The following is a 22,171-nucleotide window of genomic DNA, read 5'->3' as shown; positions in this document are numbered from 1 at the left end:
ACCCCTTAGATAGGCAGAGTTCCGTTGCAGTTTCAAGACGGAGCCCCAACTCATGCGAACTCGCCGACCGGCATATTGTTCCGCGCGAGACGCAAAACATCGGAACCCAGGCGTTCCGCAGCGGTTATCGGCTGACCGACCAACCGGAATCACGTCATGCCGATCGACCCGCAAAACACCCTTCTCACCGTCCAGGCCGGCCTTGCGCAGCTGAGTACGCTGATCGTCTCCTATTCCTTCTCCGCCATCGGCGCCGTCATCCTCCTGGTGGTCGGCTACATCGTTGCCAACCTTGCCGAGCGCTCGATCTCGGCTGGCCTCGGCCATATCCACGGATTCGATGCGACCCTGCGGCATTTCTTTTCCAAGATCGTCCGCTACGCCATCCTGATCCTCGTCGTCATCATGGTGCTCGGCCAGTTCGGCGTGCAGACCGCATCGATCATCGCCGCGATCGGCGCCATCGGCCTGGCCATCGGCCTCGCTTTGCAAGGCACGCTGCAGAACATCGCGGCCGGCATCATGCTGCTCGCGCTGCGGCCGTTCCGCATCGGCGAATCCGTCGAGGTCGGCGCCATTGCCGGTTCGGTCGAGGAAATCGGCCTCTTCGCCACCAAGCTCAGGACCGCCGACGGCGTCTACATACTGGCGCCCAATTCGACGCTGTGGAACCAGCCGGTACGCAATTTCACCCGCAACGGCGTGCGCCGCACCGACATCACGCTCGGCATCGGCTCCCGGAACGACATAGACGGCGCGCAGAAGACATTGCTTGCCATTGCCGGCGCCGAGAAGCGCATCCGCCGCGAACCGGGACCGATCGCCTTCGTGGCCGGGCTCGGCGATACGACCGTTTCGCTCACCTTGCGCTACTGGACCGCGGCTGCGGACTATTTCGCCACCCAGATCGACATGACGAAACGCGCCAAGCAGGCCTTCGACAGCGAGCGCATTTCCATCCCACTGCCACCTCCGGAAGCGCCCGAAGCCCGCAAGCAGTAATCAGTCGCCCCTGTGGCGGCCCTCTTCGTCCGGCGCGAAGGCGAGTTCCACCGGCAACGGCGCTTGCGCCGACATCGGCGCGAAACTGCCCGTTGCGGCCGCCGGAACAGGCCTCGCCGCGATCACTCGCCACAATACGAACAGGCAGAATGCCGAGGCGATGACGATGCCGACATAAATGAATGTTGCCGTGCCGAAGACCACGGAAAGCGCCGTGACGATGCCCGGCACGATGAAGCCGGCGAGCGACCAGGCAAACAGCATCGAGCTCGACAGGGCAAGCAGTTCATCCTTCCTGCCGCGATCGGCGGCATGCGCGCTGGAGAGCGCGTAGATCGATTCCGCCGCTCCGTCCCAGATCAGGTAGATCACCACCAGGACCATCAGCGCACCGCCGTCGAAGGCGATGGCGAGCACGCTGGCGACGACCGCGAGCGCCGCAGCGCCGGCAAGCACATAGCGCCGGTCCGTGCGGTCGGAAAGCCAGCCGAGCGGTATCTGCAGGATCAGGGTGCCGACCGGCATTGCCGACAGCAGCAGCGCGACATCGGCCTGGCTGTAGCCTTTGGCCGTGGCGTGGATGGGCGCGAAGCCGGACACGATCATCGACAGGCCGCCGACCGCCAGCATGCCGGCGACGCCGACCGGCGAAATCCGCCACGCCTGGCGCAACGCCACCGAAGCCGCCCGCGGCGCCGGCGGCTGGGCAAGGCGCGTCATGCCGACAGGCAGGATCGACAGAGCGGTAAAGGCAATGCCGATCAGCGACGCGGCGGCCGTGTGGATGTCGATGACGGCAAGCGTCGCATAGCCGACGCCAAGACCGGCGATGTAGGCGACGTAGAACACGGCCATTACCCGGCCGCGTATGGCGTTCGGCAGCGCGTCGTTGAGCCAGCTCTGCGCGACGATGAACAGGCCGCATATGGCAAAGCCGTAAAGCGCGCGTGCCACGATCCACAGCAGCGGATGCGGCGCGGCGCCGATGGCGGCATTGGACAGCGCGATCAGCGCCGACAGCACCATGAAGGCGCGAGCGTGGCCGACCCTGCGCACCAGCGGCCCGGTCAGTATGCAGCCGGCAAGGCCGCCGGCCGACAGCCCGGTGACGATCAGCCCGGCCCAGGTCGGATCGAAACCCTCAGCGCCGAGCCGCACCGGGATATAGGCGAACATCAGCCCGTTGCCGATCGCAATCAGCGCCATCGACACGATGACGCTGGCAATCGCGATCAGCGGCGTGGGTGCACTGCCTTGTTCCGGATCGACTGCGGATTGGGTCTTGGTTTGAATTGCCATGGCCGGCCAGCATCGCTGATTGGCTGAGAAACCACCGCTGTAAAAACGACATGTCGGGCGTCCGAAACGCTGGCTCTTCCTGCCGCCGAGGGGCCTTATCCCTTCGCCAGCTCGCGGATCGCGGTCGACGACAGCGAGGAGCGCGGACCGTGAATGAAAGTCCAGGCCGGCGCCTTCATCCGCGCAAGCCTTGGCGCATCCCCTTCGTCGATGCGGGCGTAATCGAAGGTCTTGGCGACAACCGACGACAGGAACGACAGCGTGGCGCCCGGACGGTCGATGACCGCGATCGGAAAGGTGAGCACAATCTCGCGCCAGCGCTGCCAGTGATGGAAGTCACGCAGGGAGTCGGCGCCCATGATCCAGACGAAGTCGACGCCGGGATTGCGCGCCTTGACCAGAGCCAGCGTGTCGGCGGTGTAGCGCACATTGTGCGCCGCCTCGAAGGCGGTGACCTTGATCTTCGGGTTCTTGGCGATCCGCTCCGACAGCTGCAGCCGTTCGACCAGCGGCGCCAATTCCCTGGCGCTCTTCAACGGGTTGCCTGGAGTCACCATCCACCACAGCTGGTCGAGCGCCAGGCGCCGCAAAGCGATTTCGGCAACCAATGCGTGGCCGGCATGCGGCGGGTTGAACGAACCCCCGAACAGGCCGACGGTGAGGCCCTTTTCGGCATGCGGCATCTTGAGGTAGCTGGCGGGGGCCGTGGGTGGGGAAGGAGACAGCATCGCGCTAGGCACCCCCCTCTGTCCTGCCGGACATCTCCCCCGCAAGGGGGGAGAACAGCAGTTTCGGCGAAGGCGTAAATCTGGCTGCGTCGAATACTGGCGAAGCCAGAGATATCAGCCAATCTCCCCCCTTGCGGGGGAGATGTCCGGCAGGACAGAGGGGGGTGCCTGGGCGCAAGCTTCAGGCCCTTTGGGCAAGCAACAGCATCAAGGCCTCACCTGCCCTGACCCGCGCACGCGGTATTTGAACGAGGTCAGCTGTTCGACGCCGACCGGCCCGCGCGCGTGCATCTTGCCGGTGGCGATGCCGATCTCGGCGCCCATGCCGAACTCGCCGCCATCGGCGAACTGCGTCGAGGCGTTGTGCAGCAGGATCGCCGAATCGATCTCGTTGAAGAACCGTTCGACGGCCTTCGCGTCCTCGGCGACGATCGCCTCGGTATGGTGCGAGGAAAAGGTCTCGATGTGGTCGATCGCGCCACTGATGCCATCGACCAGCTTCACCGCGATGATGGCGTCGAGATATTCCGTCACCCAGTCGGCCTCGGTCGCCGGCTTGGCGTCGAAGAAGACCTTCATCACCTCGGCATCGGCATGGATTTCACAACCGGCGACGCGCAGCGCTTCGAGGATCGGCACCAAGTGGGTGGTGGCGACGGCGCGGTCGACCAGCAGCGTTTCGGCGGCGCCGCAGACGCCGGTGCGCCGCATCTTGGCGTTGACCGCAATCCGCACCGCCATGTCGAGTTCGGCGGAGCCGTCGATATAGAGATGGCAGATGCCTTCGAGATGGGCGAAGACAGGCACTCGCGCCTCGCTCTGCACCCGCCCAACCAGGCTTTTGCCGCCGCGCGGAATGATGACGTCGAGATTGCCGCCAAGCCCCTTGAGCATTTCGCCGACCGCGGCGCGGTCGGTGGTCGGCACCAGCTGGATGGCATCCTCGGGCAGACGGGCCGCCTTCAGTCCCTCGACCAGGCAGGCGTGGATCGCCGAGGAGGAATTGAGCGAATCCGAGCCGCCGCGCAAGATCACCGGATTGCCGGCCTTGAGGCAGAGTGCGCCGGCATCCGCCGTCACGTTCGGCCGGCTTTCATAGATGACGCCGACGACACCGAGCGGCGTACGCACGCGCTCGATGTGCAGGCCGTTCGGCCGCTCCCATGTGGCGATGATATCACCAACCGGATCCTTGAGCCCGGCAATTTCACGGATGCCGTCCGCCATGGCGCGGATGCGCGCCGGATCGAGTTTCAGCCGGTCCATGAAAGAGCCGGAAAGCCCGGATTCGTGGCCATTCGAGACATCGATGGCATTGGCGTCGAGAATGTCCCGTTCCCGGGTGACGATTGCGTCCGCCATGGCGGCAAGCGCGGCGTTCTTGGCGGCGGTGGTGGCAATGGCCAGCGGTCGGGCGGCAGCGCGGGCGCGGCGGCCGATATCGGCCATCAGCGCCACGGTGTCGTCCCCGGATTTTTCATGCAGCTTCAGCATGGCTCATCCTCCGCTTATGTCGCCTTCGGCCCGTACTTCGTCACTGGCCCGTACTTCGTCGCTGGCCCGTACTTCGTCGCTGGCCCGTACTTGGTCACTAGCCCGTACTTGGTCACCAGAATGACTCACCACAAGATCGTCGCGGTGGATCATCGCCGAACGCGCCTCGTAACCGAGCACCGTCTCGATCTCGGCCGTCTTCAGGCCAGCGATCCTTACGGCATCGGCGGCATCGTAGGCAACCAGCCCGCGCGCGATCTCGCGGCCCTCGGGCGACAGGATCGCCACCGTGTCGCCGCGCGAGAAATTGCCGCTGACCAGTTTGACGCCGGCCGGCAGCAACGACTTTCCCGAAATGAGCGCGCCGATGGCGCCGGCATCGACGGTCAGGCGCCCGGCCGGTTCGAGCTGGCCGGCGATCCAGGTCTTGTAGCCTTTCACCGGATTGGCGCTGGGCTTGAAGAACGTCGCGCGCTCGCCGCGTTCGATCGCCATCAGCGGCGACAGCCGGGTGCCGGAGGTGATGATCATCGCGGTGCCCGCCGCATTGGCGATCTTGCCGGCATCGAGCTTGGTTCGCATGCCGCCGCGCGACAGTTCCGAGGCCGCCGCACCCGCCATCGCCTCGATGTCGGGCGTGATACGGTCGACCACCGGAATGAATTTGGCTTGCGGATCGCGCGCGGGCGGCGCGGTGTAGAGCCCGTCGATGTCGGACAGCAGCACCAGAAGGTCGGCGCCCATCATCGTCGCCACGCGCGCGGCCAGCCGGTCATTGTCGCCATAGCGGATTTCGGAGGTCGCCACCGTGTCGTTCTCGTTGATGACCGGCACTGCCTTCATCTTGAGCAGCGTCGAGATCGTCGCGCGTGCGTTGAGGTAGCGGCGGCGCTCCTCGGTGTCGCCGAGCGTCAAAAGGATCTGGCCCGATTTCAGGCTACCCTTGCCGAGCGCGTCCGACCAGGCGCCGGCGAGCGCGATCTGGCCGACGGCGGCCGCTGCCTGGCTTTCCTCGAGCTTCAAGGCTCTTTTGCCGAGGCCGAGAATGGTGCGGCCAAGCGCGATGGCGCCCGACGACACGACGAGGATCTCGGCACCGCCCTGAGCAAGCACGGCGATATCCTCGGCGAGCGAGGCCAGCCAATCGCGCTTCAGGCCGCTGGCGCGGTCGACGAGCAGCGCCGAGCCGATCTTGACGGTGATACGCCGGTATTTCCTGAGCGACTGCATGGCCCTACTTTTCCCAGCGCGTCTCGACCGGGGCGGCAATTTGCGATCGGGCTTCGGCGATCACCGCCATCAGCGCGCGCTGCACCGCCTCGACGCCCTCGCCGGTGACGGCGGACAGAAGCATCGGCGCACGTCCGGCGGCGCGCTTCAGTGAAGCGACCTTCTTCTTGCGCGCGTCGGCGTCGAGCGTGTCGACCTGGCTCAGCGCCAGGATCTCGACCTTGTCGGTCAGGCCGTGGCCATAGGCTTCGAGTTCGGCGCGCACGGTCTTGTAGGCCTTGCCCGGATTTTCCTCCTGCGCCGAGACCAGGTGCAGCAGCACACGCGTACGCTCGACATGGCCGAGGAAGCGGTCGCCGATGCCGACGCCTTCATGCGCGCCTTCGATCAGACCCGGGATATCGGCGATGACGAACTCGCGCGCATCGATGCGCGCGACGCCGAGGCCCGGATGCAGCGTCGTGAACGGATAGTCGGCGATCTTCGGCTTCGCCGCGGTGACGGCCGCCAGGAACGTCGATTTGCCGGCATTGGGCAGCCCGACCAGTCCGGCATCGGCGATCAGCTTCAGCCTGAGCCAGATGTTGAGCTCTTCACCCGGCAGGCCGGGATTGGCGCGCCGTGGCGCCTGGTTGGTCGAGGTCTTGAAATGCTGGTTGCCGAAGCCGCCATTGCCGCCCTTGGCAAGCAGGAAGCGCTGCCCGACGACGGTCATGTCGCAGATCATCGTTTCATTGTCTTCCTCGAAGACCTGCGTTCCGGCCGGCACTTTCAGCGTGACGTCGGCACCCTTGGCGCCGGTCATGTTGCGGCCCATGCCGTGGACGCCGGTCTTGGCCTTGAAATGCTGCTGGTAGCGATAGTCGATCAGCGTGTTCAGGCCGTTGACCGCTTCCAGCCAGACATCGCCGCCACGGCCGCCATCGCCGCCATCCGGCCCGCCGAACTCGATGAATTTTTCGCGCCGGAACGAGACCGAACCGGCGCCGCCGTCGCCGGAGCGGACATAGACCTTGGCTTGATCGAGAAATTTCATTGGATCGCAGTTTCTTTTATTGGCCTTGCGGCATTGCTCTAAACCTTGGGCCTTGCTCTAAACCAAGGCGCGGCGAAGGGCGAGGCCGTTTTATGACGATGGCCGCGTGGGGTTGGCCGGAGATTGCGGGATGAAGCTTGTAACCTACAACATCCAATACGGCATCGGTCTCGATGGACGCTACGATGTCGGGCGAATTGCTGATGCCGTGCGCGGCGCCGACGTGATCGCGCTGCAGGAGGTCACCCGTAACAACCCCAGGAACGGCAGCCGCGACATGGTCGCCGAGATCGGCGAGGCGCTGCCCGATTATTTCGCCGTCTACGGCAGCAATTTCGAGGCCAATATCGGATCGCGCATCGAGGATAGCCGCGCCATCACCACCACCTTCCAGCTCGGCAACATGGTCTTGTCGAAAACGCCAATTCATCTGTCGCGCAACCTGCTTTTGCCGCGCAGCCGCAGCTTCGAGATGATGAACTTCCAGCGCGGCGCGCTGGAGGCGCTGATCGAGACGCCGCTTGGTTTCATTCGTTTCTATTCCATCCATCTCGATCACCGCAGCCCGGTCGAGCGCGCCAGCCAGATACAGTTCCTGCGCCGGCGCCTGTTGAACTATGCGCTCGAAGGCGGCGCGCTATCTGGCGTCGCCGAGATCGGCCTGCCGGAATTGCCGCACCCGGAGGCCTTTGTCGGCATGGGCGATTTCAACATGCTGGCCGGTTCGCCCGAATATGTCGAACTCGCCGGCCGGCCGGATCATGAATTCGGCATGCCGCTGACCGCCGACTTCGCCGTCGATGCCGCCATGCGCCTCGATGTCGCCGGCGAGGATCTCGTCTCCTGGGTCGACCCGAAGGACCCCGCCAACGCCAGCCGCCACAAGCGCATCGACTACGTCTTCACCAGTGCGTCGCTTGCCCGCTCGCTGAAGCGCCTGTGGGTCGACCGGAAGGCGAGCGGTTCGGACCACCTGCCGGTCTGGGTAGAGCTGGGCTGAGCATAAGCCGCCAGTCCAATCGCGTATGAGAAAGCCCCCTCATCCGGCCGCTGCGCGGCCACCTTCTCCCCGAGGGGAGAAGAGACTGACGCCGGCACCAGCGACCTCCTCTCCCCTCGGGGAGAGGTCGGATTGCCCCGAATTGCCCTTCGCAATTCGGTTGGCAATCCGGGCGAGGGGGCTCTTGCTCGGCCGGCCTTCAGGGCAATCATCAAAAGTGGATCCAGTTCCGCAGGCTGGTCCACGTCTTCCTGTCCAGCCGGTAGCGCTCGACCGGCACCTGGCCGGCGACGATCGAGTTCAACATGCCCTGGCCGGCATACTGGAAGCCGCACTTGTGGATCACCCGGCGCGAGGCCGGGTTGATGACCCGGGTCGAGGCATGCAGCACCTGGATCGATGTCTTCTGGAAGGCGAGGTCGACCAGCGCGTGGGCAGCTTCGGTCGCATAGCCGCGCTTCCAGTGGGGCTCGCCGATCCAGTAGCCGAGTTCCAGCCCGCGATCGGTGGTGTTCAGCCCGGCGCAGCCGACGAAGGTATCGGTGCCGGCCAGCGTCAGCGCATAGGCAATGCCGGCGCGTCGCGCCTTGGTCATGGCGAGGAAAGCGCGAGCCTCTGCCTCGCCATAGGGGTGGGGCATGCGCGCCAGCATCTCGGCGACGTGACGATTGTCGGCAAGCTCGACCAGTTGCGCGATATCCCGCTCATCGGGAGCGCGCATCACCAGCCGCTCTGTGACCAGCACCGGGCAATCTATCGCGTAACTTTCGTCTTCTGAGTCTTCCGCTTCGGCAACCATTTCAACGTCCTCCAGGCAAAGAAAAAGGGGAGATGGAAACCCATCTCCCCTGATCCTTTTCCTGGCTTTGCCAGACACCGGTCCCGAGATGGGCGCCGGTGTTCTAGTGCGGAACCGGCTACTCCGCGGCTTTGGTAATCGGATTGACCGATACGTAGGTTCGGCCGTTGGCTTTTTTGTTGAACGTCACGGCGCCGGTTTCGAGCGCGAAAAGGGTATGGTCCGTGCCCATGCCGACATTGACGCCGGGATGCCAGGTCGTGCCGCGTTGACGAATGATGATGTTGCCCGGGATGACGGCTTCGCCGCCGAACTTCTTCACGCCCAGACGCTTGGAATGCGAGTCGCGACCGTTGCGCGACGAGCCGCCAGCTTTCTTGTGTGCCATCTAACTAACTCCGTTGCGCCGCAAGGCGCCTAAAAGGCCTTATGAACGCGTTCGCGTTCCGTTTCAAGTCCGATCCGGCCGATGTTTCGCCGGAAAAATTACTTCTTCGCCAGTTCCTTGGCCTGTTCGCGCCAGTCCTTGATCTGGTCGGCGCTGAACGGCATGTGCTCGTCGATCTTGGCGACATCCTTGTCGCTGAGCTTGGCGAGCTGCGCGAAGGTGATGATGCCCTGCTCGGCGAGGTCCTTGGCGGCGACCGGGCCGATGCCCTTGATCACTGTCAGGTCGTCCGGCTCGCCCTTCGGCGCCTTGAACAGCGGCGCGGCGACGGCCTCGGCCTTCGCTTCTTCCTTGGGGGCGTCCTTCTTTGCCTTGGCTTCCTTCGGCGCGGCCTCGGCAGCAGCCTCGGCCTTGGCTTCCGCCTTCACGGCGGCCTTCTTGGCCGGCTTGGCGCCACCCAGCAGGATCTCGGAGATCCGCACCGTGGTCAAAAGCTGGCGATGGCCGATCTTGCGGCGCGAATTCTGGCGGCGGCGCTTCTTGAAAGCGATGACCGTGCGGTTCTTGCCCTGCTCGACGACTTCGGCGGTAACCAAGGCGCCATCGACGAACGGCGCGCCGAACGTGACATTCTCGCCCTCGCCATGCGCGAGCACGTGGCCGATTTCGACGATATCGCCGACATTGGCTTCGACTTTTTCGATCTTCAGGAGATCGTTGGCGGCAACGCGATACTGCTTACCGCCCGTTTTAATGACTGCGAACATTTTTTGCCTTTCGCTGTTCGGTCGGCCTCGATGAACCGCCTCTGGCGGTTCGGCCGTCTTTTTGTCAGTCTGCGGGTTCAAAAAACAAGCGGCGCGGAAGAACCCTCCACGCCGATTGCACGCTGTCCCTAACCGAAGGTTGCGTGGGAGTCAAGGCAAACAGCCCGATTCCTTGCCTTGGCGGACCAGCCGACATTGCCTGCCGAGGACGGGCGGCATCGGTCCAGGCAAGGTCCGGGACGGCAAGCTGAATTTCCGGCGGATTTGGCCTTGTAACCTGCCCGATCAGCCGTTATCTAGTGCGCCGCGCCGGCAACGGCCGACCATGACCGCGGAGAGGTGGCAGAGTGGTCGAATGCACCGCACTCGAAATGCGGCATGGGTGCAAGCCCATCGGGGGTTCGAATCCCTCCCTCTCCGCCATCATTTTCAGCTATCCCGTTGGTTTCATTACATTGTTTTTTGACGACTTTTGTAAGCCTGCACCTTTGGCTGCATCTAACAAGGCGCTTGGGCTGTCAAGACTGGCCGACTAGCAAAAGCCTGCCGCAAGGCTAGAACCTTCCGAAAAGAGGGCTCTCTATGCTCCGCATCATCGCGTACCTAGCGTCTGGCTGCTGTCGACAGCCGTCGGTAGATCGGGTCCTTTGCAAGTTCAGGCGCTGCGTATCGGATTTGATCCAACGCCTCGGTAAGCCCGTGAGGAATACACGCTGGCATCGAGAACGCCGTAAACGTCGACTACAAGATCGCGGAAATCTGGCAACCCTACGGGCCTCGAAATGCCTGCACCGCAAATGAAGAGAACCTCACCACGCGCGTGGGCAAGCAGTAAGCGTTCGGGAATCGCCGCCAAACCGTCGCCCAATGAGATCACGCGATCTTGCGCCGAAGCTTCAGTCTTCAAAGCCGCTGCCTGCTGATTAGAATCGGAAGTTACTGACTGCATCAGAAAGCATGGAACCCGGCATCAAACAAACGCCGGCCGGCTGGTTTTTTTCGTCTGTGCTCAACCAATAACACCGAGCCTAGGAATTTTGCGCACTTGCAGGGTCGAGTAGGGGTAAAGTTAGTCCACTAGCACCCTGGTTTGGATGGTACTGCAGCGGAGAACATGGTGAAAAGCCGAACGTCCGCTGGGACCAGGGGCCCCACAAGCACCTCCTACCCCGCCCGCCGACAAATGCCGGCGTGCCGGGTGCCGGGGCTCTTCACAGTTCGTTCCTGGGATATAGCCGCGCGATCTCGGCCGGCGTGAGATCGTCGAGCGGAACGAGCGTCGGGCCGTCACCGCGAAACACCATCAACGACCGCCTGCCGTCGACTATCCCCTTGAAGTCCGCATGGGTGCGCAGACAGACCTCGTCGAGCGCCTCGGGCTTAGCAATCAGGTGCGGTTTATGGCCGGCGGCGCTCAGAGCCTCGAAGCTCGGCTCGTGCGCGGATGGGTATGCCAACCATATCGGCATCATCCTCTGGTGCCCGCGTCACCACCAGCCCGAGGATGTCGGCCGCGATTATCGCATCCTTGTTGAACGCCAGCAGATAATCGCCGCCGCGGCGGGTCACGCCAATGCAGCCTCTTTTTGATCGCTGATCTAAGCTCGTCACCGGCCCGCAGCACAGTTTCAGGACGTCTTTTGATGGAGAACGAGATGCTTCGAGGGCGGTGCCGCTGTGGAGCGGTGACGTATCAAATAGCGTTGGAGGATTTGCCGGCGAGTTACGCCTGCCACTGCGAAGATTGTCAGACGTGGAGTGGAAGTGCCTTCGCGCTGCACGCCATGCTACCTGAGTCACCTATCTGCTTCCAAGGCGCGGCCACGACCTTCGCTTTGAACGGCGCGGAACGGGCCGCCTCAGAGCATATCGGGTGTGAGGCTTGCATGACCCGCCTTGCCAATCGGAACTCGGCCGTTCCCGGAATGCTGATACTTCGTGCGGGGACGCTCGTCCGGAGTAGGAAGATCGAACCCTACGTGCATATCTGGACTTCTCGCAAACAGCCTTGGATCGCTTTGCCGGCTAGCGCTCAGGCGTTTCATCGCACTCCTACACCCGCAGAGTTTCAAGCGGCTGTAGCGACCGCCGCGGAAGGACGGCGGACCTGAGGTGGCAGACGACATCGCGAAGCGCTGCCCTCCCTCCCGAAAAGGATGGTGAAACGGGAAGGATTGTAGGTGCTCTGCGACCGCCCGAGCTTCGGGAGTAGAGATTTGATCTGATGTTTGCGACAAGCCGGCAAGCGCATGAATGTGGCTGACACTCAGCCAACAGTGGAGTTCAACTGCTTTTCCATAACAACAAGTTCCAGGTCGGGGCGCAGCGGATGACCGACCGAAGGGTCGTCGTAGGGGAATGCTAGAGTTTCGCCCGTCAGCTCGTATCCACGCCGGCGATGCCAAGCGATCAATGCCTCACGCTGCCGGATCACCTCCATTCGCATCCGTGGCGCCCCAGCCGCCGCGGCCTGTCGCTCGACCTCCTGCTTGATCAACTTTCCGATGCCCGCGGTCTGCTCGTCCGGAGCCACGGCGAGCATCGACGTATGCCACGCGCCATCGTCGTCTATCGCGATATTGATGCAGCCGGAGATCGCGCCATCCGTCAACCGGCGCAGCAGAAGAATGCGTCCCCGCGCGATGAGCGCACGAACGCCCTCCTCGCCGATGCGCGGTCCATCAAGCAACCCACGCTCGTTGGTCCATCCCTCAACTGCGCCATTGGCCCTGTATGCCCCGTTCACGACTGACACTATTGCAGCGGCATCGCCCGTCACGGCATCAATGAAACGCAATTTTTCTACTCCTATCGAAACGTTCGTCATTGCAGCTGCGATCACCGTTGGGGCGCCCCAGCATCCGGTTTTGGGGTCACGCCGTCTTCGCACCAGCAGGAGCCGGCGACGTGATCGACGCCTACCTCGCTTGTTCGCCCGTCGCAAAGCCTCGGTTACGATGAATTTGGTTCGGAGAGTCTCCACCTTCAGGAGCGCGCTCCCGACACCGTCGCGATAAAGGCGCGCAGGTCGGCCAGCATCAGTTCCGGCTCTTCCAGCGCGGCGAAATGGCCGCCCCGCGGCATGTCGGTCCAATGCACGATGTTGTAGGTCTTCTCCGCGAACGAGCGCGGCGGCGGCAAGAACACCGGATCGGGGAAGGCCGCAACGCCGGTCGGCACCTGGATGCGGGTGCCGGCCGGAAGCATTAGCGACTTCTCAAGCCGGCTGCCGTAGTAGATCCAGGTTGCAGTCACGAACGATGCCGGCGCGATGTAGAGCATGATGTTGGTGAGGAGTTCCTCCTCGGAAAACTTGCTCCAGATGTCGGGGGCGCCATTGGCGGTTGTCGGAAGATCGGCCCACTTGCCGAACTTTTCGAGTATCCAGCCCGCCGCTCCGACCGGGCTGTCGGCCATCGCGATGCCGAGCGTCTGCGGACGGGTTTCCTGCTCGTGAAAGTAGGCGCTCTCCTGATCGGCAATCGCGGCCCGCTTGGCGGCGAAGGACTTCTCCTCGCCGGTCGTCGGAGCGGCGTCCTCCGCACGCACGGTCATCATGTTAATATGGATGCCGAGCAGAGCGTCCGGGCGATCATGCGCTGCCCAGGCCGCGATGCCGTGGCCCCAATCGCCCCCTTGAATGAAATACCGCGCGTCGCCGAACAGTTGAATCATCAGCCCATGCACGAGCGCAGCAGCCCGCCGCGGGCCGATCGGGCGCGTGATCGGGTTGGAGAACGCGAAGCCAGGAAGCGAGGGGACGACAACATCGTGCCCGTCCGCTGCGAGCGGCTCCAACAGCCGCTCGAACTCGAGATACGAGCCCGGCCAGCCGTGGAGAAGCAGGACGGGCGGCTTGGAGCCGTCGCCTTTCACATGAACGAAGTGGAGGTGCTCGCCTTCCACGTCGGCCGTGAAGTTGGGCAGCGCGTTGAGGCGCCGTTCGACCGCACGCCAGTCATAGCTGTCCCGCCAATAAGCGGCGAGTCGCTTGAGGTCATCAACCCCGACCCCCGCCGACCAGCCTCCCGCATCCGGCAGCTGGCTCCAGTCATAAGCCTCGACCTTGGCTCTGATCGTGGCGAGCCGTTCGTCAGGGACGTTTATTGTGTAGGGTGAAATCATGATGTTCTCCGCTTAAGCTGGGATGCGGTTCCAGGAAGAGGGTGTCCACGAATCCGATATTGTCGATCGATGTTCTGAGAGCCGAAGACTACTCGGCATACTGCTCGGTACGTCGCCGAGGTTGAAGTCGAACCTTCTGATCTCCGTTTCCGAAGCGCGGTGCGTGGCGCTGGCGACGCATAGCCTTTGACCGCTGGTCGCCGGAAGCCAGTACGTGCCATTTCGCTATCACCGCAGCTCTCACCGCCGCCTTCCTGTTCTGGCCTACACGGTTGAGATACCAGTGCGAGGGCTTTCCCGATTGGGAAGGCCCAGCGGGACGATGATGCGTCCCGCCAGCATCGCGCCATAGCCGGACGCGAAGCCGCTCAAGAGATCGCCGAGCGCGAACAGCAGCATCAATCCAACCGCTAGCGGCCGGCGCGGCAGATGCCCGACTAACGCCGTGACCGTGGGGCACCGGCCGTCACGGCGAGGGCATAGCCGGAAACGAGCAGACCAGCCGCCCGCCGGGAGCGTTATCCCGAGATCGCGCGCGATCCCGGGAACCAGGCCGATGATCACGAACTCAGTCGTGCCAATGGCAAATGCTCCCACGGCCAGCGCGACCAGCGAAGGCTTCATGATCGTCGTGCCTCACGCGTCAACCGTCTCGACCACCCTTTCGACATGCGCGACGATGCCGGTCTGGCCCGGCGCGACGTCATCCGCCATGGTGTGGCGATCGGGGAAATCGCCTCCGTTCTGCGCACGGAACGGGATTGGCGCGTCCGTGAACAGCCCGGCGAGTCGCGCGCGCCAGCCCGCCTTGATCGCCTCGACCTCTTCGGCGGTGGAGACATGGCCGGCGCTGTAGACAGCGTGCGTGGGCAGCACATCCATGCCCGGATAGAAGAGCGCGCCGTGGGTCAGCGGAAAGAGCAGCTGCTCAATCGGCGCGTTGATCCCGCGCGGGCCATAGTCCACCACAGGTCCACCGGCCTGAACATTTACCAGCGCGCGCTTGCCCTTCAGGATGCCGTTCCCGAAGCGAAACTCGTTGGTGCCGTTCTGGTAGCCATAAGCGAAACCAAAGGCATAGACGCGTTCGATCCAGCCCTTCAGGATCGCGGGCACGCTGTACCACCACAGCGGGAACTGCAGGATGACCGCGTCCGCGGCAAGGAGTTTGGCCTGTTCGGCGACAACATCCGGCGTCTGGTTGCCGGTCGCATAGGCATGGCCGGATTCCATGATGAACGACAGCCGGTCGGGATTGGTGCGGACGGGAAAGTCGTCGGCGTCGAACACTGCTTTCCACTTCATGCCGTAAAGTTCGGATTGCACGATCTCGTGTCCGGCGGCGCCAAGCGTCTCGACAGTAACATCGACCAACTGCCGGGTGAGCGAGGTTGGTTCGGGGTGCGCAGATACAATCAGGATATTCTTCATCATCATGCTTCTCTGTCTCTATCGTGGAGTGGGGGGTGCGCTTCAGCGCTCGATGCTTGCAAGATGGAGGCTTTCCGGCCATATTTGAAATCGATTATATTTTGTTCGGGAATAAAGGTGGTAGATACCAGCCGCATCGATCTCAACCTTCTGGCAACGCTCGAAGTGCTGCTCGCCGAACGGAACGTCACCAAAGCGGCGGCGAAGCTGCATCTCAGCCAGCCGGCAGTCAGTGCGCAACTCGCGCGGCTGCGGGATTTGTTCGACGATCCCTTGCTTCTTCCCGCCCAGCGCGGAATGACCCCGACCGCCAAGGCAACAGAACTTGCCCCGCAATTGCGCGAGGCGTTGGATCGGGTGCGCTCGACACTGCAATCCCACAGGGACTTCGATCCCGAAACGGCGCAACTCGCTGTGTCGATCGCTTGCTCGGATTATGTCCAGGCAGCCGTTGTGATGCCGCTCGTCTTAGCGCTCCGGCGGATAGCACCAGGCGTGCGCGTGGCGGTTTGGCACCTGTCCCCCGCCCTCATGGAACAGCAGTTGGCGAACGGCGATATCGATTTGGTGATCGCCACACCCGATCCCGCGATGCCGCATCTACGTGCATGTCATCTTTACGAGGAAACATATGTCCTCATCGGCAGGCAAAGCCACCCGGATCTGAAGCCTGGTCTGACGATCGAGAACTATGTCAGGCTGGAACATATCATCGTCTCACGGCGAGGCGGCAATTTCGAGACACCAGTTGACGACGCCTTGGGGGTTCTCGGTTATCGGCGCAATGTCGTCATGTCAGCGGGCTCGTTCTTGTTCATTCCCGAAATTGTTTCCAGCAGCGATCTTGTCGCGCTCGTACCCAGGCGGCTGTTTCGTGCCCAATCGGAAAGGCTGACGATCATCGATCTGCCCTGGCTGAGCGAGCGGAGCGTTGTCACGGCCATGCCGGGCAGCGCTGGGTTCGCGAATTGATCGGAAAGCTGATGGTCGAGGGCGAAGACGACGCGCCGCGCGGCTAGGCGTATTCGACGGCGACGCCGACGCGCTGTTCGGCATCATTGCCGACCGCTCCGTCGACGAATTCATCCGCGACGGTGCATTTGGCGCGGTGACCTTTTTGACCTGGAAGGTCGCATCGAGCGCGACCGGACGCGGGATTTCGTGGAGCGGTTCTACAAGGAGAGGTTGGCCGACGACTGGGATTATGCATGGGTCGGCTGGCTGAAGGCGATCGCGATGCTAGCCTTGCGAGACCTCGTTCCGCTTGTCTACAGCGCCTGGGACGAGGGCCGTATACCGGAAGATGTGCTTGAACGCAGCGATTTCGAAAGCGACCTGCGGGAAGCCGAGCAACAACCCGGTGACATTGGCCGGTTCGACCGCGCCAGTCTGAGTTACATCGAGGATGTCCTTGTGGCGCTGGATTGGACCCGCGGCCTTGGCGGCGACGATGGCTTCGAGCTCGACGAGGACGATGACGGGCAGTCCGCATTGGCGGACTCGATATGGTCGAATGTAACGCCGGTCACGAACCCGTGGCGCGACGTTGGACGCAACGATCCGTGTCCTTGTGGCAGCGGCATGAAATTCAAGAAATGCTGCCTCACCAGCTGAGGCGCCGAATTTCAAAGACAGTTCCGATATTGCCGTGTCATTCGGTGGCGTGCGCCGCGATCGCACTGAGAAAGATCTCGCCAAACTCCTTGAGCTTCGCCCCGCCCACGCCGTTCACCTCGGCGAAGGCCTCGAGGTCGCGCGGGCGGCGGTCGGCCATGTCGATCAGCGTGCGGTCGGAAAACACCACATAGGCCGGCACCTGGCGCTCCTTGGCCAGCCGCAGCCGCAGCGCCTTGAGCGCCGCCAGCAGCGAGGCGTCCACGCCATCGGCGCCGGCGGCGGAGCCTTCCCCGGAACGCTTCCTGCCGCGCGCGAGAGGGTCCCGCGTCTCGACGCGATACTGGAATGCCACCTCGCCGCGGCCGAGCGCACGGCCGCTTTCGGAGATGGCGAGGCCGCCATGGCCCTCGGGATCCGGCATAAGGAACCCGCCGGCAACCAGTTGCCGGATCAGCGACAGCCACACCGGCTTCCTGTGCGCGGCGCCGGCGCCAAAACTGCTTAGCGTCTGATGGCCTCTGGCCAGCACCTTCTCGGTCTCGTGGCCAAGCAGGATGTCGATGACATGGGCCGCGCCGAAGCGCTCGCCGCTCTGCGCGACCGCCGCGAGGATGTTCCGCGCCTCGGCACCGCCATCGGCGCGCGGCGCCTGGTCGAGGCAGTTGTCACAATTGCCGCAGGCTTGAGCCTCTTCGCCGAAATAGCCGAGCAGCACCTGGCGCCGGCACTGCGCCGTCTCGCAATAGCCGATCAGCGTGTCGAGCCGGCGATGCGACCGTCTCTTGTGCTCTGGCGAGGCGTCCTCGTCGTCGATGAACAGCCGCCGCATGCGGATGTCGCCAAGACCGTAGAGCATATGCGCCTCGGCCTCGCGTCCGTCGCGGCCGGCACGACCGATCTCCTGATAATAGGCTTCCAGGCTGCCCGGCATATCGGTGTGGAAGACATAGGCGACGTCGGGTTTGTCGATGCCCATGCCGAAGGCGATGGTCGCCACCATGACGACGCCGGACAGTGTCATGAAGGCGTTTTGATTGGCCTCACGCACCTCCTTGCTCATGCCGGCGTGATAGGCAAGCGCTCTGACGCCGTTCTTCTCGAGGAACGCCGCCATCTCTTCGGTCTTCTTGCGCGACAGGCAATAGATGATGCCGCTCTTGCCCGCATGGCGCTCGATGAACCGCAGCAATTGCCGCTTGCTGTCCTGCTTGGGGGTGATCGCCAGCTTGATGTTGGGCCGGTCGAAACCCAGCACCAGCGTTTCGACGCGCTCGGCGAACAGCCGGGCGGCGATGTCGCCGCGCGTGCTCTCGTCGGCCGTCGCCGTCACCGCGATGATCGGCACATTGGCGAAGATGCCACGCAACCGCGACAGGTCCTCATATTCGGGCCGGAATGCCGGGCCCCATTGCGAGATGCAATGCGCCTCGTCGATGGCGATCAGGCTGACGTCGAGCCTGGAGAGCGCGTCGAGCATGCGCTCGGTCATCAGCCGCTCCGGAGCCAGATAGAGCAGCCGCGTCTGGCCCGATGCCACGCGGCGCCAGGCCGCTACATTGGCCTCGCGGTCGAGCGCGGAATTGATCGTATCGGCGGCGACGCCGGCAAGCCGCAGCGCCGCGACCTGATCCTGCATCAACGCCACCAGCGGCGAGACGACGAGGGTCAGCCCACCCAGAACCAGCGCCGGAACCTGATAGCAGAGCGATTTTCCGGCACCCGTCGGCATGACGGCCAGCACATGGCGCCCGTCGAGCAACGCGTCCATGACGTCGGCCTGGCCTGGCCGGAAATCGTCGAAGCCGAACACGTCCTTCAGGACGCGCCGCTTGCGATCCTCGGCCAGAATGCCGGTTGCCTGCGTCATTCAGCCAATTCCGTCGTCAATATGCCGGCCGAATTGTCATAGCCGAACTCCTGGCAGAAGCCGTCCACGCGCTCGAGAAACGACGGCGGCAGGCCGCGCAGATAGGTCCTGAACGCTTCATTGCGCTCCCATTTTCTCAGCGAGGTGGACCTGATGGGATTGTTTGCATCGCGGCTGAAGAGCGTAGCCGGCGCCAGGCCGAAGGATCGGGCAATCCTCGCCTGCGCGATGTCCGGTTCGGCGATCACGTCCTCATAGCGCAAATAGGAGATGACTCTCTCCGGCTGGGCCTGTCGCAGCCGTATCAAACCATCATACTCCGCCTCCCAACGCTCCATGGTCACGTGAAAAGGCCGCAGATCGACGGTCTCCGGATGAGAGCTGGTCAGCACGTCGAAAGGATGCCGTACGCAATAGATCAGGCCGACCGAGGCGGGCAAATCTTCAAGATCCCTGTAGCTCACGAAAGTGCGTTTTATGACCAGGTTGGCTTGGTAGCGATCCAGCTCGACCAGTGTCTGGTACGGCGCTTCGCTGATATGGACATAGATATCCTCAAAACAGCCCATCAGATTGAGGCTGAGCGTGGTGCCGCTGCGCGCGCAGCCGGCGATGAAAATTCTATTTCGGGGTCTCATTGCCGAAGGCAGCATTGGCGCCTTCTGTCGAAGGTGCCAGAAAAGCCGCCTTGCGCGGCGGCGTAACGCCGCGATCGGCTTCCGGGCCGCCGCAGCTTGCACCTCGGAAAAGCCAAGCTCGGCCAGGGCGATTCCGCTTTCTCCGGCGACCGCATAGAGCAGCCAGGTCTGATTATCCTGCTCAAAAATGGCCGGATCGCGTAGCGCGTTTTCGCTGTCCTGGGCTAGGCCGGTCCGACTGGGGCGGATCGGCAAGCCGGCCCCTTCGAACTCCGTCAGCGGCCGCAACACTTCGCTGTCGCCCCGCACGGTCCAGTCCCGCCAATCCTCGGCGAGATCGATTGTGCCGTAAAGGATCCGTTCCGGCGCGTCGCCCCGACGCGTGTAATAGACCCGCAGCCAGCGGCCGAATTTCTGCAGCGCGACATGCCGTGGGGCGAGGTCGTGCCGCATGGCAGGCAGCACGACCGGACCCCGTTGAAAATCCGAAATGCCGTTTCTCGATCGATAGACGGTGATCGCTCCCGTCCCAAGCAAACCGTACCACCAGCCATCGTGACGGAAGATGCGCGCGTAGGACGGCCCGAGCGGCTCGGAAAGCGGAGTGAAACGAAGCCCGTCGACGGATGTCGCGGCGAAGGTCATCTGGTCTTCACCGGATTTTGCCGGGCCGTGAAAATACATCACGAAATGGCGAAGCTTCTGGTCGATGTGAACATCGGGGGAGGCGATATGCCCGACGATGAATGGACATTGATCAAGAGACAGCACACCGCCTGGGTGGATGCGCCAAGGCCCATGCAGCGAATCGGAGTAGGCGAGGCGGATATAGGCCCCCGTGTGGTCCGCGAAGTAGAGATAGTAGGCACCAAGCCGGCCGAGCACCCATTCAGGCATGCTGATCAGCGACGGCCCGTTGATGTTGGCCCCGTCATTGCCGGGCAGCATGTCCGGCGTAATGATGGGTCCGTGTCGCATGGCGGTGACACGAATTTGCGGAATCATGCGCCACGCGCCCTTGTCGGAGATTTCAGCTTGCCGCATTCGATACAACGGCATGGATGCAAACGGAAGGTCAAACAGCCATGTGAGCCTCGCCTCTCCTTGCGGCATGTGCTCCTGGCTGGATTCAGGCTGGCCCTGATGTAAGCTGGGCAGGAGCAAGGAGAGGGCGCGATGCTGCAGGTGAGACAGGATGTCCTCGGCGAACGGTTCCGGCTGCAGCGCGCCGCCTTCGAAACGCAACCCTTTGCCGACCTCGGCCTGCGAAAGGACCGCCTCAGGCGCCTGCTGGCGTTGACCGAGCGGCACGAGACCGAAATCTGCGCCGCGATCGACGCCGACTTCGGCGGTCGCTCGTCGCACGAAACGCGGCTTGCGGAACTGTTCGTCGTGCGCGCCGGCATTCGCCACGCCCTTGCGCATGTCGGCGGCTGGATGCGGGAGCGTCGTGTCGCGACCACCTTGCCCTTCCTGCCGGGCAAAAACCGGCTTCTGCCGCAGCCGCTCGGCGTCGTCGGCATCGTATCGCCCTGGAACTATCCCTTTCAGCTTGCCGTCGCGCCGGTCACGGCTGCGCTCGCAGCCGGCAATCGCGTCCTGGCAAAGCCCTCCGAACTGACGCCTGCTTTCTCAGAGCTGCTGGCCAGACTGGCCGCCGAGCACTTCGCCCCCGATGAGCTCAGCGTCATCACCGGCGATGCCGAGATGGGCAGGGCCTTCGTCTCGATGCCGTTCGATCATCTGCTGTTCACCGGATCGACCGCGGTCGGCCGCCAGGTCGCGATCGCCGCAGCCGCCAACCTGACCCCGGTCACGCTCGAACTCGGCGGCAAGTCGCCGGCGATCCTCGACGCCTCCTGCGACCTCGACGCGGCAACGGCCAGCGTCGCCTATGGCAAGCTGTTGAATGCCGGGCAGACCTGCATCGCGCCGGACTACCTGCTGGTGCCCAAGGGACAGGCAGGCAACGTCGCCGCGAAGCTCGCAATCGCCGTGGCGCGGTTCTACCCCTCGCTGCGCGACAATCCCGACTATACCGCCATCATCAGCGACCGGCATTACCAGCGGCTGCGCGCCATGATCGCGGAAGCCCGCGAGGCCGGCGCCGATGTCACCGAGATCAACCCGGCCGACGAAGACCTCGGCACCGCGGGCCGGAAGCTTTTGCCGACCCTGATCAGCAACGCCGGCCCGGACCTGCGGCTGATGCGCGAGGAGATTTTCGGCCCGGTGCTGCCGATCGTCGAATATGCCACGGTCGACGACGCGATCGACTATGTGAACCGGGCCGACCGGCCGCTGGCGCTCTACTGGTTCGGCACAGACAGCGGCAACCGCCGGCGCATCCTGCGCGAGACCGTCGCCGGCGGCGTCACCATCAACGACTGCATGCTGCATCTGGTGCAGGAGAACCAGCCTTTCGGCGGCGTCGGCGCCAGCGGCATGGGCACCTATCATGGCGAATGGGGGTTCCGCACCTTCAGCAAGCAAAAGCCGGTCTTCCTGCAATCGCGCTTGAGCGCGGGAGCCCTTTTGCGCCCGCCCTATGGCAAGACGTTCGAACGGCTTTTCAGCCTGCTCAGACGCATCACCTGACGCGCATTAAGTCTATCTTCATCATGATCCGGCAGGTTTCCGATCCTGCGGTGATGTTTTGAGTACCGCGGCGTCATTGGCGCCCAGGCAACAAACCCGCGCTTCCCTGGAGGCGCGGGTTTTTCATTGGCCGAGAAATCGTCGGCGGCCCG

21 protein-coding genes and 1 tRNA gene are annotated in these 22,171 nt (G+C 63.6%); 7 read left to right on the top strand and 15 right to left on the bottom strand.

Annotated elements, in window-relative coordinates:
* The first annotated feature begins 156 nt into the window (after positions 1 to 156).
* On the top strand, positions 157 to 1,002 hold the full coding sequence (locus FJ970_RS06070) for a mechanosensitive ion channel family protein (protein ID WP_140754874.1): 846 nt from the start codon (positions 157 to 159) through the stop codon (positions 1,000 to 1,002).
* Here the strand turns inward: FJ970_RS06070 and FJ970_RS06065 are convergent, their stop codons facing one another.
* From FJ970_RS06065 to obgE, 5 genes are all read right to left on the bottom strand, one after another.
* Positions 1,003 to 2,301 (bottom strand): MFS transporter, encoded by a 1,299-nt coding sequence (locus FJ970_RS06065; protein WP_140754876.1) that lies wholly within the window; start codon positions 2,299 to 2,301, stop codon positions 1,003 to 1,005. It abuts the gene before it with no gap.
* A gap of 95 nt (positions 2,302 to 2,396) precedes the next feature.
* The gene (locus tag FJ970_RS06060) at positions 2,397 to 3,029 is read right to left on the bottom strand and encodes a nicotinate-nucleotide adenylyltransferase (RefSeq protein ID WP_181178223.1); all 633 of its coding nucleotides are present in this window, start codon (positions 3,027 to 3,029) and stop codon (positions 2,397 to 2,399) included.
* 207 nt (positions 3,030 to 3,236) lie between these two features.
* Positions 3,237 to 4,523, bottom strand: a complete 1,287-nt coding sequence (locus FJ970_RS06055; RefSeq protein WP_140754878.1) for a glutamate-5-semialdehyde dehydrogenase — start codon at positions 4,521 to 4,523, stop codon at positions 3,237 to 3,239.
* Positions 4,524 to 4,526: 3 nt separating this feature from the next.
* Positions 4,527 to 5,753, bottom strand: coding sequence for a glutamate 5-kinase (proB, locus tag FJ970_RS06050; protein WP_227792044.1), 1,227 nt, complete (start codon positions 5,751 to 5,753; stop codon positions 4,527 to 4,529).
* A gap of 4 nt (positions 5,754 to 5,757) precedes the next feature.
* A complete protein-coding gene (obgE, locus tag FJ970_RS06045; RefSeq protein ID WP_140754880.1) occupies positions 5,758 to 6,789 on the bottom strand; it encodes a GTPase ObgE in 1,032 nt (343 codons plus the stop codon).
* A gap of 130 nt (positions 6,790 to 6,919) precedes the next feature.
* On the opposite strand from obgE, the gene FJ970_RS06040 reads away from it, so the two are divergent.
* Positions 6,920 to 7,789 carry an endonuclease/exonuclease/phosphatase family protein gene (locus tag FJ970_RS06040; protein ID WP_140754882.1) on the top strand — a complete coding sequence of 290 codons (870 nt, stop codon included), beginning with the start codon at positions 6,920 to 6,922 and terminating at the stop codon, positions 7,787 to 7,789.
* 211 nt (positions 7,790 to 8,000) lie between these two features.
* Here FJ970_RS06040 and FJ970_RS06035 read toward each other — a convergent pair whose 3' ends face one another.
* The 3 genes from FJ970_RS06035 to FJ970_RS06025 all read right to left on the bottom strand — a co-directional run bounded on the left by FJ970_RS06035 (position 8,001) and on the right by FJ970_RS06025 (position 9,743).
* Complete coding sequence (locus FJ970_RS06035; protein WP_140754884.1) at positions 8,001 to 8,588, bottom strand: GNAT family N-acetyltransferase; 588 nt, start codon at positions 8,586 to 8,588, stop codon at positions 8,001 to 8,003.
* 118 nt (positions 8,589 to 8,706) lie between these two features.
* Complete coding sequence (gene rpmA / locus FJ970_RS06030) at positions 8,707 to 8,976, bottom strand: 50S ribosomal protein L27 (protein ID WP_015315190.1); 270 nt, start codon at positions 8,974 to 8,976, stop codon at positions 8,707 to 8,709.
* A 98-nt stretch (positions 8,977 to 9,074) separates the two neighbouring features.
* A complete protein-coding gene (locus FJ970_RS06025) occupies positions 9,075 to 9,743 on the bottom strand; it encodes a 50S ribosomal protein L21 (RefSeq protein ID WP_140754886.1) in 669 nt (222 codons plus the stop codon).
* A gap of 333 nt (positions 9,744 to 10,076) precedes the next feature.
* On the opposite strand from FJ970_RS06025, the gene FJ970_RS06020 reads away from it, so the two are divergent.
* Positions 10,077 to 10,166 (top strand) — tRNA-Ser (locus FJ970_RS06020).
* Positions 10,167 to 10,954: 788 nt separating this feature from the next.
* Here FJ970_RS06020 and FJ970_RS06015 read toward each other — a convergent pair.
* Positions 10,955 to 11,200: a hypothetical protein gene (locus FJ970_RS06015; RefSeq protein WP_140754888.1), complete on the bottom strand. Its 246-nt coding sequence runs from the start codon at positions 11,198 to 11,200 to the stop codon at positions 10,955 to 10,957.
* 186 nt (positions 11,201 to 11,386) lie between these two features.
* On the opposite strand from FJ970_RS06015, the gene FJ970_RS33865 reads away from it, so the two are divergent.
* Positions 11,387 to 11,854 (top strand): GFA family protein, encoded by a 468-nt coding sequence (locus FJ970_RS33865; RefSeq protein ID WP_210243023.1) that lies wholly within the window; start codon positions 11,387 to 11,389, stop codon positions 11,852 to 11,854.
* Between the two features lie 155 nt (positions 11,855 to 12,009).
* Here the strand turns inward: FJ970_RS33865 and FJ970_RS06005 are convergent, their stop codons facing one another.
* The 4 genes from FJ970_RS06005 to FJ970_RS05990 all read right to left on the bottom strand — a co-directional run bounded on the left by FJ970_RS06005 (position 12,010) and on the right by FJ970_RS05990 (position 15,302).
* Positions 12,010 to 12,540 (bottom strand): GNAT family N-acetyltransferase, encoded by a 531-nt coding sequence (locus FJ970_RS06005; protein WP_181178225.1) that lies wholly within the window; start codon positions 12,538 to 12,540, stop codon positions 12,010 to 12,012.
* A 188-nt stretch (positions 12,541 to 12,728) separates the two neighbouring features.
* Positions 12,729 to 13,868 (bottom strand): epoxide hydrolase family protein, encoded by a 1,140-nt coding sequence (locus FJ970_RS06000; protein ID WP_140754892.1) that lies wholly within the window; start codon positions 13,866 to 13,868, stop codon positions 12,729 to 12,731.
* Between the two features lie 264 nt (positions 13,869 to 14,132).
* A complete protein-coding gene (locus FJ970_RS05995; protein WP_140754894.1) occupies positions 14,133 to 14,492 on the bottom strand; it encodes an MFS transporter in 360 nt (119 codons plus the stop codon).
* 12 nt (positions 14,493 to 14,504) lie between these two features.
* Positions 14,505 to 15,302, bottom strand: coding sequence for an NAD(P)H-dependent oxidoreductase (locus FJ970_RS05990; RefSeq protein ID WP_126083859.1), 798 nt, complete (start codon positions 15,300 to 15,302; stop codon positions 14,505 to 14,507).
* Positions 15,303 to 15,416: 114 nt separating this feature from the next.
* On the opposite strand from FJ970_RS05990, the gene FJ970_RS05985 reads away from it, so the two are divergent.
* Positions 15,417 to 16,271, top strand: coding sequence for a LysR family transcriptional regulator (locus tag FJ970_RS05985; protein ID WP_227792043.1), 855 nt, complete (start codon positions 15,417 to 15,419; stop codon positions 16,269 to 16,271).
* Positions 16,272 to 16,460: 189 nt separating this feature from the next.
* Complete coding sequence (locus FJ970_RS05980) at positions 16,461 to 16,913, top strand: YecA family protein (protein WP_227792042.1); 453 nt, start codon at positions 16,461 to 16,463, stop codon at positions 16,911 to 16,913.
* Positions 16,914 to 16,950: 37 nt separating this feature from the next.
* Here the strand turns inward: FJ970_RS05980 and recQ are convergent, their stop codons facing one another.
* Both recQ and FJ970_RS05970 read right to left on the bottom strand, forming a co-directional pair.
* Positions 16,951 to 18,783, bottom strand: coding sequence for a DNA helicase RecQ (gene recQ, locus FJ970_RS05975; protein WP_140754898.1), 1,833 nt, complete (start codon positions 18,781 to 18,783; stop codon positions 16,951 to 16,953).
* Positions 18,780 to 20,666 (bottom strand): hypothetical protein, encoded by a 1,887-nt coding sequence (locus FJ970_RS05970; RefSeq protein WP_140754900.1) that lies wholly within the window; start codon positions 20,664 to 20,666, stop codon positions 18,780 to 18,782. Before FJ970_RS05970 ends, recQ begins: the two co-directional genes overlap by 4 nt.
* Between FJ970_RS05970 and FJ970_RS05965 the strand changes: the two genes are divergently transcribed.
* Complete coding sequence (locus FJ970_RS05965) at positions 20,598 to 22,019, top strand: coniferyl aldehyde dehydrogenase (protein WP_140754902.1); 1,422 nt, start codon at positions 20,598 to 20,600, stop codon at positions 22,017 to 22,019. The two genes, FJ970_RS05970 and FJ970_RS05965, sit on opposite strands and share 69 nt — an antisense overlap.
* Positions 22,020 to 22,171: the final 152 nt, after the last annotated feature.

It is taken from the genome of Mesorhizobium sp. B2-1-8 (assembly GCF_006442545.2).
Classification (GTDB): domain Bacteria; phylum Pseudomonadota; class Alphaproteobacteria; order Rhizobiales; family Rhizobiaceae; genus Mesorhizobium.
This window is presented reverse-complemented; position numbering and strand designations above follow the sequence as displayed.

What these genes read in the sequence shown, in the direction of transcription:
- FJ970_RS06070 (WP_140754874.1), top strand. Translation starts at nt 157, where the DNA reads ATGCCGATCGACCCGCAAAACACCCTTCTCACCGTCCAGGCCGGCCTT.
- rpmA (WP_015315190.1), bottom strand. Translation starts at nt 8,976, where the DNA reads ATGGCACACAAGAAAGCTGGCGGCTCGTCGCGCAACGGTCGCGACTCG.
- FJ970_RS05990 (WP_126083859.1), bottom strand. Translation starts at nt 15,302, where the DNA reads ATGATGAAGAATATCCTGATTGTATCTGCGCACCCCGAACCAACCTCG.
- FJ970_RS06055 (WP_140754878.1), bottom strand. Translation starts at nt 4,523, where the DNA reads ATGCTGAAGCTGCATGAAAAATCCGGGGACGACACCGTGGCGCTGATG.
- obgE (WP_140754880.1), bottom strand. Translation starts at nt 6,789, where the DNA reads ATGAAATTTCTCGATCAAGCCAAGGTCTATGTCCGCTCCGGCGACGGC.
- FJ970_RS05965 (WP_140754902.1), top strand. Translation starts at nt 20,598, where the DNA reads ATGCTGCAGGTGAGACAGGATGTCCTCGGCGAACGGTTCCGGCTGCAG.
- FJ970_RS06060 (WP_181178223.1), bottom strand. Translation starts at nt 3,029, where the DNA reads ATGCTGTCTCCTTCCCCACCCACGGCCCCCGCCAGCTACCTCAAGATG.
- FJ970_RS33865 (WP_210243023.1), top strand. Translation starts at nt 11,387, where the DNA reads ATGGAGAACGAGATGCTTCGAGGGCGGTGCCGCTGTGGAGCGGTGACG.
- FJ970_RS06035 (WP_140754884.1), bottom strand. Translation starts at nt 8,588, where the DNA reads ATGGTTGCCGAAGCGGAAGACTCAGAAGACGAAAGTTACGCGATAGAT.
- FJ970_RS06065 (WP_140754876.1), bottom strand. Translation starts at nt 2,301, where the DNA reads ATGGCAATTCAAACCAAGACCCAATCCGCAGTCGATCCGGAACAAGGC.
- proB (WP_227792044.1), bottom strand. Translation starts at nt 5,753, where the DNA reads ATGCAGTCGCTCAGGAAATACCGGCGTATCACCGTCAAGATCGGCTCG.
- FJ970_RS05995 (WP_140754894.1), bottom strand. Translation starts at nt 14,492, where the DNA reads ATGAAGCCTTCGCTGGTCGCGCTGGCCGTGGGAGCATTTGCCATTGGC.
- FJ970_RS06000 (WP_140754892.1), bottom strand. Translation starts at nt 13,868, where the DNA reads ATGATTTCACCCTACACAATAAACGTCCCTGACGAACGGCTCGCCACG.
- recQ (WP_140754898.1), bottom strand. Translation starts at nt 18,783, where the DNA reads ATGACGCAGGCAACCGGCATTCTGGCCGAGGATCGCAAGCGGCGCGTC.
- FJ970_RS06040 (WP_140754882.1), top strand. Translation starts at nt 6,920, where the DNA reads ATGAAGCTTGTAACCTACAACATCCAATACGGCATCGGTCTCGATGGA.
- FJ970_RS06025 (WP_140754886.1), bottom strand. Translation starts at nt 9,743, where the DNA reads ATGTTCGCAGTCATTAAAACGGGCGGTAAGCAGTATCGCGTTGCCGCC.